At 62.0% G+C, this 10684-nt stretch carries 9 protein-coding genes; 5 read left to right on the top strand and 4 right to left on the bottom strand.

Annotated features, from left to right (window positions below):
• Window positions 1–120: 120 nt before the first annotated feature.
• Complete coding sequence (locus tag AABB87_RS00400; protein ID WP_341969112.1) at window positions 121–888, bottom strand: sporulation protein; 768 nt, start codon at window positions 886–888, stop codon at window positions 121–123.
• 519 nt (window positions 889–1407) lie between these two features.
• On the opposite strand from AABB87_RS00400, the gene AABB87_RS00405 reads away from it, so the two are divergent.
• On the top strand, window positions 1408–1878 hold the full coding sequence (locus AABB87_RS00405; RefSeq protein ID WP_341969113.1) for an Lrp/AsnC family transcriptional regulator: 471 nt from the start codon (window positions 1408–1410) through the stop codon (window positions 1876–1878).
• A gap of 42 nt (window positions 1879–1920) precedes the next feature.
• Here the strand turns inward: AABB87_RS00405 and AABB87_RS00410 are convergent, their stop codons facing one another.
• Window positions 1921–2703 carry a substrate-binding periplasmic protein gene (locus AABB87_RS00410; protein ID WP_341969114.1) on the bottom strand — a complete coding sequence of 261 codons (783 nt, stop codon included), beginning with the start codon at window positions 2701–2703 and terminating at the stop codon, window positions 1921–1923.
• Window positions 2704–3258: 555 nt separating this feature from the next.
• On the opposite strand from AABB87_RS00410, the gene AABB87_RS00415 reads away from it, so the two are divergent.
• A complete protein-coding gene (locus AABB87_RS00415) occupies window positions 3259–4938 on the top strand; it encodes a diguanylate cyclase domain-containing protein (RefSeq protein WP_341969115.1) in 1680 nt (559 codons plus the stop codon).
• 114 nt (window positions 4939–5052) lie between these two features.
• On the opposite strand, the gene AABB87_RS00420 is transcribed toward AABB87_RS00415, so the two are convergent.
• Window positions 5053–5256 carry a hypothetical protein gene (locus AABB87_RS00420; protein WP_058721317.1) on the bottom strand — a complete coding sequence of 68 codons (204 nt, stop codon included), beginning with the start codon at window positions 5254–5256 and terminating at the stop codon, window positions 5053–5055.
• A gap of 451 nt (window positions 5257–5707) precedes the next feature.
• On the opposite strand from AABB87_RS00420, the gene AABB87_RS00425 reads away from it, so the two are divergent.
• Window positions 5708–7291: a methyl-accepting chemotaxis protein gene (locus AABB87_RS00425; RefSeq protein WP_341969117.1), complete on the top strand. Its 1584-nt coding sequence runs from the start codon at window positions 5708–5710 to the stop codon at window positions 7289–7291.
• Window positions 7292–7357: 66 nt separating this feature from the next.
• On the opposite strand, the gene AABB87_RS00430 is transcribed toward AABB87_RS00425, so the two are convergent.
• Window positions 7358–8257, bottom strand: a complete 900-nt coding sequence (locus AABB87_RS00430; RefSeq protein ID WP_341969118.1) for a LysR family transcriptional regulator — start codon at window positions 8255–8257, stop codon at window positions 7358–7360.
• Window positions 8258–8364: 107 nt separating this feature from the next.
• On the opposite strand from AABB87_RS00430, the gene AABB87_RS00435 reads away from it, so the two are divergent.
• Both AABB87_RS00435 and AABB87_RS00440 read left to right on the top strand, forming a co-directional pair.
• A complete protein-coding gene (locus AABB87_RS00435) occupies window positions 8365–9474 on the top strand; it encodes an alkene reductase (protein ID WP_341969120.1) in 1110 nt (369 codons plus the stop codon).
• Window positions 9475–9551: 77 nt separating this feature from the next.
• Entirely contained in the window at window positions 9552–10574 is a 1023-nt protein-coding gene (locus tag AABB87_RS00440; protein WP_341969121.1) for a zinc-binding alcohol dehydrogenase family protein, read from the top strand.
• The last annotated feature ends 110 nt before the right edge of the window (window positions 10575–10684 follow it).

Here is a 10684-nt window from a genome sequence, read left to right on the forward strand (position 1 = left end):
TGGTCCTTTGGCGGGCGTCGCAAGCCTTGCTTGCTCGGTCCCGCCTTGCCCCAGCCCAGGCGCTTGTTGCGCGCCTGGTCCTTCGGCGGGCGTCACAAGCTTCGCTTGCTCGGTCCCGCCTCAGCCCAAGGCCCGGCGGAGCTGCTCTTGCCAGTTGACGTTCTGCCAGTCGGCGCCCATCAAGAGGCTGCGGTAGCTGTCGCCACGGTAGCGGCGGTCCACTTCCAGCAACACATGGATGCCTTCGGGGCGCGGGATGCAGGTGATCTCCACCTCCTTGATGCCGTAGCCGCCGCGGGTCGGCTTGAATTCAAACTCCTGGTAGCAGCCCAGGCTGCTCTGAATCTGGTTGAAGCGGGCCACGCCGGCTTCCACATCGCTGCTGACATGGGCCAGGCCCAGCTGCGCCATCGCACCGATCAGCGCTTGCATCTGCTGCAGTGGGTGGATGTCCAGGCCGTCGCGGTCTTCGGCATCGCGGGCGGAGGCAATGGCCAGGTCGGTATGCACCCACACGGCGGCGCGCACACGCGGCTGATAGCTCTGGAAGCCCGGGCTGGCCAGGGCCCGCGCATTGTTGACCGGCGTTTCCAGTGGCAGCAGCAAGGCAAAAGGCAGGGCCAGGTCTTGCCCGCCCGCCAGCTGAAGCGGGCCGTGCACGCGGTAACGCTGCAGTGCGTGACTCGCTCGGTACTCCTCGCCGTTGATTTTTTTCTCCACCTCGGTCATCAGCACCAGGTCGACAAACTCGATCGCCTGCGGCACTTGGCCGCCCTTGATCAACACCTTGCCGGTGAGTGTTTCGCCGGGGCGCAGGCTGGGGTTGTCCAGCACCGTATTGACTGCCGCACCACCCACACCCACAGCCGCAAGCAACTTCTTGAACACAGTATTTCTCTTTAGCAAATGCGCCAGGATCGACGCCTGCGCAGCTTATGGGCGCGAGGTCCGATCTGCTCCCAGGCGGAAGCTGAGGAAGACATCTGTAAAAACTGAAGTAAGCAAACTAAAGTTCAGAAAAAACGTGATGTATTGCCGACCTGACCTGAGCCTGATCTTTCGCTAGATGGCGGTGCTGCTGCCTTTTGGGCTCACCTCGTCACCTCTCTCAGGCTTGGACGCATCATGGCGCGCGGAAACAAAAAGGGCGCGCCCAAAAGCCGCAAGCCCAAGTGCTTGTGGCGCTTGGGCTTGCGGGTTTGCAGATGGGGCTTGGCCGGTTAGATGGTGGCCACTCCCTTCCGCGCGGTGATGGCCGCTGCGGCTGCTGTTTCTTGCAGCGGGTCTTTGTTTGCTGCGATGAACTCAGTGTAGGAGTCGAGCTCGGGCAGAAAATTGCGAAGATGGCAGTGCTTTGACTAAATTTGGCAGAAAATTGCGCAAGCAGTGAAACCTGAGGCGTGAGTAATGGACTTAGATCGTATTGACCGGCAGATTCTCGATGTTCTACAGCAAGAAGGCCGTATCAACAACCAGGACCTGGCCGACCGTGTCGGCCTCTCGCCCTCACCCTGCTTGCGGCGTGTGCGCGCGCTGGAGGAGAGTGGCTTGATTCAAGGCTATCGCGCCCTGCTGGACGCCAAGAAGCTAGGCCTGAGCTTGATGGCGCTGGTGCACATCTCGATGGATGTGCACACGCCCGAGCGCTTTGCCAATTTCGAGGCCTCGGTGCAGGTGCTGCCCGAGGTGCTGGAGTGTTTGTTGATCACCGGCCAAGCGGCCGACTATCAGCTCAAAGTGGTGGTGCGCGATATGGACCACTTCCAAAGCCTGCTGCTGGGCAAGCTGACGCGCATTCAGGGCGTCACCGGCGTGCATTCCAGCTTTGTGCTGCAGCATGTCTTGAGCCGCACGGCGCTGCCGGTGGGTAGCGTGTAGATCGTCTGCTTCAGCCTGGCGCTGGCTGTTGCCACCAGGGCCTCAGCGGCCGCAAAGTTTGGGCTGCATCGGCGGATGCAGTTGGGCGTACATCGTCTCAAAGCGGGTCTGCTGGCCCTGCACCCACTCGATCTGGGCCGGCTGTTTCAGGAAGGCCGTCAATTGTGGCAACACGCCCAGGTGCTTGGAGTGCTTGGAGATCTGCATGAACAGCGGGCCGTCCACCACTTTACCGGGCAGCATGCGCAGTTGTGCTTCGCAGCCTATGGCGCGAATCTGTTGCTGGCCCGCGTGCCGTGCGGTGACCACGGCGTCTAGTCTGCCCAACAAAAGCTTCTGCAGATTGTGTGCTTCGCTGAGTGCAATATCGAACTGGGTATGTTGAGCCAGATAGGCGTCGAACTCTTCCCCGAAACTGACCCCGCGCCCCATGCCGATGCGTAACCCATTCAGGTCGGACCAGGATTTGTAGACCAGCGCGCTGTCGCGGCGCACGATGAGCACCGCTTCGTTGTGGCCGACCGGAGGCTCCACCATCACCGCGTGCTCAAGTCGCTTGTCGTTCGAAAATCCGCATAGATTGACGTCGACCTCACCGGTCTCGACCATTCGCAGGCAGCGCGCCCATGGCGTAGGCGGTTCCACCTGCAGTGTCAGCCCCACCGCCGCAAATGCCCGCCGCGCTGCGGCCACACAAACGCCGGTCAGCTGGCCGTCCTGATCCCAACTCATCGGTGGCGCGGCCGGGTGGCCACAGGCGCGCAGCACCGGCTCCGCAGCGCTGCTGTGCTGCGCCCAAACGCTCAGGCACATCAGCAGCAGCAATGAACGGCACGGCATCATCGGGACATGATACTCAGCGCTGCCGCGACTCTGGCGGCACGGAATGCAGGCTTAGCAGCACAGCGACTTGTCGCTTCGTGCAGTTGTCTGCTTTGCCCCCGCTGACCGCGCAGGGCTGGAGCGTCTATTGCGCTATTGCGCCCGGCCAAGCTGTCAATTTCGCGCCGCATGGGTTTGTCACTGGGGCAACATGCCGTGAACCGACTCGGCATGTCGGGCTAGCACTCTGATGCGACACAGCGCTTTTCCGGTGCTGCGATCTCATATTCCCAGGTGGCGGCCAGCGTGAGTTTGTTGAAGAGGTGGCTCGTCCCTCGACTCAAGGTGGCATTGCCCCGCCCGCCAATCCGAGACCTCGGGTGCCGCTGTCTACCAGCCCTCAATTGGTCCTATTACGGGTCGTCAGCGTCTGCTTTGGAGTACCCTTGTACAGGAATGGCTGGGCTGAATCGCTGAGCTTTGCTCTTATTTCAGATCAAGGCCTCGGGGGACCGCCTTCATTAGCGAAGTGCGGTGGTGAAGCAAAGGAATCGACAAATGCTCCCATTAAGTGCGACCTACGCGATTCAAGCCGATCAAATTCTGCGTGATGCGCCCATCGGTATCGCGGTCTTTGATATCAGCGGCCGCTTCGAGGTCGTCAATCCGAGTTACTGCGCGATTTACGGCTACTCGGAAGAAGAGTTACTTGGAAATAGCCTCACGCTAGTTTTTCCTGTCGATCAACAGCAAAAGGTCTTGAGCCTGCACCAAAAGTTTTTAATAGATGGGGGTACGCTGGGCGGTGAGTGGCAAGTCGTTCGCAAGGATGGCGCCATTCGGCAGGTATTGACGAATTCGGCGTGTGTGCTGGGAAGCGACGGTCAAAAGCGTCGTTTGGTCTATGTCACCGACATAACCGAACGGAAAGTGGCTGAAGATGCGCTGATGCGGCAGAAGGAGGCCTACCGCGCGGTAGCCGACAACGGCCGAGCCCTGATCTGGATGGCTGGCGTGGACAAGGCTTGTTTCTACTTCAATCAGCCCTGGTTGAACTTCACCGGCCGGACCGAGGCGCAAGAATATGGGAATGGCTGGACCGAGGGCCTACACCCCGATGATTTTCAAAGCTGTCTAGATACTTATATAGCAGCATTCGAGCGCCGTGAAGCATTCACGATGGAGTATCGCTTGCGTCGCCATGACGGTGCCTATCGCTGGATTATTGATGAAGGCAAGCCGCGCTACGACGGCAGCGGCGAATTCCTCGGTTATGTCGGCCATTGTCTTGATATCCACGAGCGCAAAGAAGCCGAGGCGAAGATTCAGCGCGAGCGCCGCCAACTCTATGCCATCCTCGAAGAACTGCCGGTCTACGTCTATTTACAGGCCAAAGATTACTCAGTTCGCTTCGCCAACCGACTGTTCCGCGAGCGCTTTGGCAGTCCGAACGGCAGGCCTTGCTACCAGCTGATGTGGCAACGCGATAAGCCTTGCGAAATCTGTCCAACTTTTCGTGTATTCGAAACCCACAAACCAGAACTCTGGGAGGCAAATAGGCCGCACGAAGGAAGAACCTATCAGATTTTTGATTATCCTTTTGTGGATGATGAAGGTGAGAATCTGGTTCTGGAACTTGGCATTGATGTGACCGAACGCAAACAAGCTGACGAAATCATCAACCATTTAGCGCATCACGATCCACTCACCCAACTGCCAAATCGAAGGCTTTTCAACGATCGCTTGAAGCAAGCTATTGCAGCTAGTCAGCGCAGTCACCATTACGGCGCCTTGATGTTTCTGGACTTAGATAATCTTAAGCAGTTGAACGATTCCGAAGGCCATGAGGTCGGAGATTTATTGCTGGTTGAGGTCGCAAATCGGATCAAACACTGCGTACGCGCGGTCGACACCGTCGCTCGCTTTGGCGGTGACGAATTTGCAGTTTTGATCAATGAACTTGTTGCCGACAAGATTGACTCAACGATGCAAGCCAGGAATGTGGCGGAAAAAATCCGCCTGGCCTTGGCGCTGCCCTATCAATTGGACGTTCAACATCAGGGCCTCGCCGCCACGACCGTCACTCATCGTTGTACGGTCAGTATTGGCATCGCCATGTTTGTCAATAATGATGCTCGCCCGGACGATATTGTTAACTGTGCCGATATCGCTATGTATAAGGCGAAAAAGGCTGGCCGAAACACCATTCAAATCTATGCGCCCGATGGGCTCACTTGAACACCCGCTCAGTCTTGCCGCTGGGGCTTAGCCGGCCTCGGCTCAATGTTCGAGGCCGGCATGAGCGGCCACTCGCATCACCAAGAACTTCCTTGATGACGAGCGACCTTTCCTTCACATGTCCGAACTGTCGCAGGCGGCTTTGCTGGTCTTTTGGGCCGTGTTGCAACAATCCATTGCGCTCTTGGCGCTGGCCTTGGCGTCGCTTGCCTTGTTGTGGTCGTGGCTCTCAGCCGCTTTGATGTGGTGCTTAGCGGCTGCGGCATGATCGCTGGCCGCTTTCTTGTGCAGTGCACTGGCGTCGTTGGGGTGTTGCATGGTGTGTCTTCCTCAGTTGATGTGGTGGACTTGCCAAGAGAACGATGCACCGACCAAACGCTCGCCTGATCAAGGTGCCATGCCACCTTAGGCTGAGCCATGGGGCCAAACCGTGCGATGGCCCACATAGGCCGCAGCGCCAGTGATGCTCTCACGACGGTACCGGCTGTTCCCGCGCTGCAATTGCTTGTTCTTCAATGCCAGCAAGACACCAGTGCTTGGGCCGCGAGCTGTTGGATCTCTTTCGCCCACTTGCCTCTGAGGCGGCGCAGGGGCCTCGGTTCGGCAGCGCACAGACGCCGAATTGGGGCAGGGATTTGATGGTGTTGAAGGCGCCGCCCAAGCCGGATCAAGTGTCGAGCCCTCAAAGCTCACGCAGGTCATGAAGGAGGCGATAGCGCCGCCCTCAGCGCCGTGCAGCAGGCAGTTCGGAGCCAACACAAGGAATCCCATGGACTTCTCAAGCATGACAGTGGGCAAGCGCTTGAACATCGGCTTCGGGCTGATCTTGCTTGTCATGGTGATCGTCACCGTGCTGGCGATGTTCAAGGTCCAAGCCATCGAGGCGGCGCTGCGGGCCAATAGCGAAGAGCATGCGGCGATTCAGCGCTATGCGATTAACTTCCGTGGCTCAGCCCATGACCGCTCAATCGCCACGCGCGATCTGGTGCTCGCTGCAACGCCAGCCGAGCGGCAAAAGGAGGTGGCTGCCATCGACACACTCGCCAATTTCTACGCCGCTTCCGCGGGACCTTTGGAAAGGCTGATCGGCAGCGCCGGCGATGCCGCCGAACTTGGCCGCTTGTATGGCGCCATCAAGGATATCGAGAAGCAATCGGTGGCCACGACAAATGCCGTCAGCGCGGCGGTGGACAAGGGCGACGCGGCTGCAGCGCAGGCGCTGGTGTGGTCACAGGCGAAGCCGCAGTATGTGCAATGGTTGGCGGCCATCAACAAGCTGATCGACTTTGAGGAAGGCCGTATCCAGGAAAAGAACAAGCTGGCCATCGCGCAGGCCGATAGCTTCCGCGCCGTGATGTTGATGGCGCTGGTGCTGGCCTTGGCCGGCGGCATCGGCTTGGCTTTGGTCATTTCACGCAGCATCGTCAGATTGCTCGGTGCCGAACCGGATGCATTGGGCGAAGCCGCACGGCGCGTCTCCGAGGGCGACCTGAGCCCTGTACCTGGCGCTGCGCAAGCCCCCGCGGGCAGCGTGTTGGCGTCTTTGGGCGCCATGCAAGCCAGCCTTGCGCGGGTGGTGGGGCAGGTTCGCCATGCTTCCGATTCGATCGCTAGCGGATCGGTGCAGATCGCCAGCGGCAATTCAGACCTGTCGCAGCGCACCGAAGCGCAGGCCAACAAACTGCAGGAGACCGCCGCGTCGATGGAGGAGATGACGGCCGCTGTGAAATCAAATGCTGAAACCGCGCACCAAGCCACCCAACTGGCCACATCGGCCAGCGCAGCGGCGGAAAGAGGGGGGCAAGTGGTCAGCCGTGTCGTCGCCACCATGGACGACATTTCCACCAGCTCCCGCAAGATCGGCGACATCATTGGTGTGATCGACGGCATCGCCTTTCAGACCAATATCCTGGCTCTGAATGCAGCCGTCGAGGCCGCGCGTGCCGGTGAGCAAGGGCGCGGTTTCGCGGTCGTTGCCAGTGAAGTGCGCAGCCTGGCGCAGCGCAGTGCTGAAGCGGCCAAAGAGATCAAGGCCCTGATCGGCAGCAGCGTGGACAAGGTGGAGAACGGCTCCAAGCTTGTGGCCGATGCCGGTGCATCGATGGACGACATCGTGGCGCAGGTCAAGCGTGTGTCTGTGTTGATCGGCGAGATCAGTTCCTCGACGCTTGAGCAGACCACAGGGATTGGGCAAGTCAGCGCCGCAGTGACGCAACTGGATCACTCGACCCAACAGAACGCCGCAATGGTGGAGCAGAGCGCCGCCGCCGCCGAGAGCTTGAAGCAGCAGGCCGCGCAACTGGCTGCCGTGGTCGGCATTTTCAAACTCGGCCTGCCGACTCGATCAAGCTAGCGCAGCCTTGAGCCCACTTGATGGCGCGCTTGGCACTGCCGGTCTCGCTCGCCTAGGCCAAGGGTTTCAAGTCCCATTCAGGCGCGGCAAGAGCCAGTCGCGCAGGGCGCGCGCGGCAGGCGTCAGCTGGCGGCGGCCGGGCACCACCAGGTAGAGCGGCGAGGGCTCGCCCAGCCAGTCGGGGTGCAGATGCACCAGCTGTCCGCTGCGCAGCTCGGCGCTGACGTCGAGCTTGGATTTGTACGCAATGCCGATGCCGGCCAAGGCCCAGCGCTTGACCATCTCGCCATCATTGGCCGAATGGCGGCCCGTCACGGGCAGGTCTTGCCATTCGCCGCCGATCTGCAAGCGCCAAGTCTTGGGCAGCTCATCGCCCAGCATGAAGCGCAGGGCCTCGTGCTGGCTCAGCTCAGCGGGCGAGGCCGGGATGCCCAGGCGTGCGATATAGGCCGGCGAGGCCACCAGCAGGCGCCGGTTGTCGGGCACCAGCGGCAGCGCCACCTGGGCCGAGTCGCTGGGCGCGCCGTAGCGCAGGGCGATGTCTACCGGCGCGCGCATCAGGTCGGTGTTGCGGTCCGACAGCAGCAGGCGCAAGGCGAGCTTGGGGTGGCGCTGCTGAAACGCTTCTAGATGCGGCTGCAGCAGATTGCGCCCCAGGTCCGAGGGCAGGGCCAGCTGCAATTCGCCCTGCAGGACGGTGCTGCGCCGCGCGCCCGTGGCCACCGCCCGGGCCTGCGCCAAGGCTTCCAGTGCCTGGCGCAGATGCGGCATCAAGCGCTCGCCCTCGGCCGAGAGGCGCAGGCTGCGGGTGCTGCGCACAAACAGGGCCACGCCCCACTGCGCCTCCAGCCGCTTGATGGCGGCGCTGGCCCCGGCCGGGGACATGTCCAGGGCCTTGGCCGCAGCCGTGAGGCTGCCTAAATCGGCGGTGCGCGCCAGCAATTCCAGATCAGCAATTCGGCTCATCGTTCGATTTTCATTGAAAGTGAATCCGCCCGGGCCACCTGGGTCTTGGCGGGATGATTGCGCACACTGGCGGCATGCCTTAGCGCACCTCAAGAAAGGACTTCCTCATGTTGCCAGCCACGCTGTTCTCGCCCCTTCAATTGGGTTCCTTGCATTTGCCCCATCGGGTGCTGATGGCACCGATGACGCGCGCTCGCAGCGATCAGCCTGGCGATGTGCCCAATGCCTTGATGGCCGAGTACTACGCCCAGCGTGCCGGCGCCGGCCTCATCATCAGCGAGGCCTCGCAGATCTCGCCCCAAGGTCAGGGCTATAGCTTCACCCCCGGCATCTTCAGCGAAGCCCAGGTGCAAGGCTGGCGGCTGGTGACCGATGCGGTGCATGCCCGTGGCGGGCGCATGTTCTTGCAGCTCTGGCATGTGGGCCGTATGTCGCATGAGAGTTTTCATGGCGGGCATGCGCCGGTGGCACCCTCGGTCCTGGCGGCCGATGCCAAGGTCTGGGTGGTAGGCGAAGACGGCGTGGGCCGCATGCTGGATTGCCCGCTGCCGCGTGCGCTGGGTACGGAGGAGATTGCCGGCATCGTGCAGGACTTCCGCCGCGCGGCGGCCAATGCCTTGCGTGCCGGCTTTGATGGTGTGGAGATCCACGGCGCCAATGGCTATTTGATCGACCAGTTCCTGCGCACGACGTCCAATCAGCGCGACGATGCCTACGGCGGCAGCCGTGACAAGCGCTTGCGCTTCTTGCTGGAGGTGGCGCAAGCGGTGGCCGAGGAAGTGGGGGCCGAGCGCGTGGGCGTGCGTCTGGCCCCCTTCATCACCGCGCGCAATATGGCCTGCCCGGACATCATTCCCACCATCGTGCAGGCCGCCAAGGCGCTGTCGGCCATGGGCTTGGCCTATCTGCATTTGGCCGAGGCCGATTGGGACAACGCGCCGCAAGTGCCCGAGAGCTTCCGCCGTGAATTGCGCGCCGCCTTCACGGGCCGCATCCTCGTGGCCGGGGGCTATGACGCCGCCTGCGCCCAAGCCATCGTGGCCAGCGGCCTCGCCGATGCCGTCGCTTTTGGCCGTCCCTTCATCGCCAACCCGGACCTGCCCGAGCGCTATCGCCAGGGCCAGCCCTTGGCCGGCTTCAATGCCACTCAGCTCTTTGGCGGCACGGCCGAGGGCTATAGCGACTATCCGGCCTGGCGCGAAAGTGTGCCGGCCTGAGTTTGCTCAACACGCGCCTGCTGCGCCAAGCCACTCACTAAGACTTCAACGAATCAAGCCCAAAAGGAAACAGATCCATGAAAGCCATTGCCTACCAACAAGCCCTGCCCATCAACGATCCGCTGGCCCTGCAAGATGTGACCCTGCCCGCGCCCGAGCCCGGCCCGCGTGATTTGCTGGTGGAGGTGAAAGCGATTGCCGTCAATCCGGTGGACACCAAGGTGCGCGCCGGCGTGAGCCCCGAGCCCGGCCAGTGGAAGGTCTTGGGCTGGGATGCAGTGGGTATCGTGCGCAGCGTGGGCGCGCAGGTCAGCTTGTTCAAGCCGGGCGACCGGGTTTGGTATGCAGGCGCCATCCACCGCGCCGGCGCCAATGCCGAGCTGCATGTGGTGGATGAGCGCATCGCCGCCTTGGCGCCGCAATCCCTGGCGGACGCGCAGGCCGCCGCCCTGCCCCTGACCGCCATCACCGCCTGGGAGCTGCTGTTCCAGCGCCTGGGCGTGCCGCAAGGCGAGGCGGCCGCGCGGGGTCAGAGCTTGCTCATCATCGGCGCGGCCGGCGGTGTGGGCTCCATCATGACCCAGCTGGCGCGTCAGCTGACGGGTCTGCAAGTCATCGCCACCGCCTCGCGGCCCGAAACGGCGCAGTGGGTGCGGGACCTGGGCGCTCACCATGTGCTGGACCATAGCAAGCCGCTGGCGCAGGAGCTGCAGAACGCCGGCCTGGCAGCGCCGCACTATGTGGTCAGCCTGACGCAGACCGGCCAGCACTTCGACCAAATCGCCGAGCTGATTGCGCCGCAAGGCCGCTTCGGCCTGATCGATGACCCAGCACCTGGCAGTGTCGACATCAGCAAGCTCAAGCGCAAAAGCGTTTCTTTGCACTGGGAGCTGATGTTCACCCGCTCGCTGTTCGACACCCCCGATCAAATCGAACAGCACCGCCTCCTCACTGAGGTGGCGCGCCTGGTTGACGCCGGCCAGCTGCGCAGCACACAGGGCGAACATTTCGGCCACATCAATGCCGCCAATCTTCGCCGCGCACACGCCTTGCTGGAAAGCGGCAAGGCCCGCGGCAAGATCGTGCTGGAAGGTTTCTAAACGCGGGCCGCAGCCCGGCGGCCAGCTATGGGGCTGGGCCATCTTGGCCCGCCACTCGCGCGAGGCTTGGCCGTGGAATTTGAGCCGGACCTCATGCGACGCCCAGACGA

It is taken from the genome of Roseateles sp. PN1, assembly GCF_038419725.1.
GTDB lineage: Bacteria > Pseudomonadota > Gammaproteobacteria > Burkholderiales > Burkholderiaceae_C > Paucibacter_A.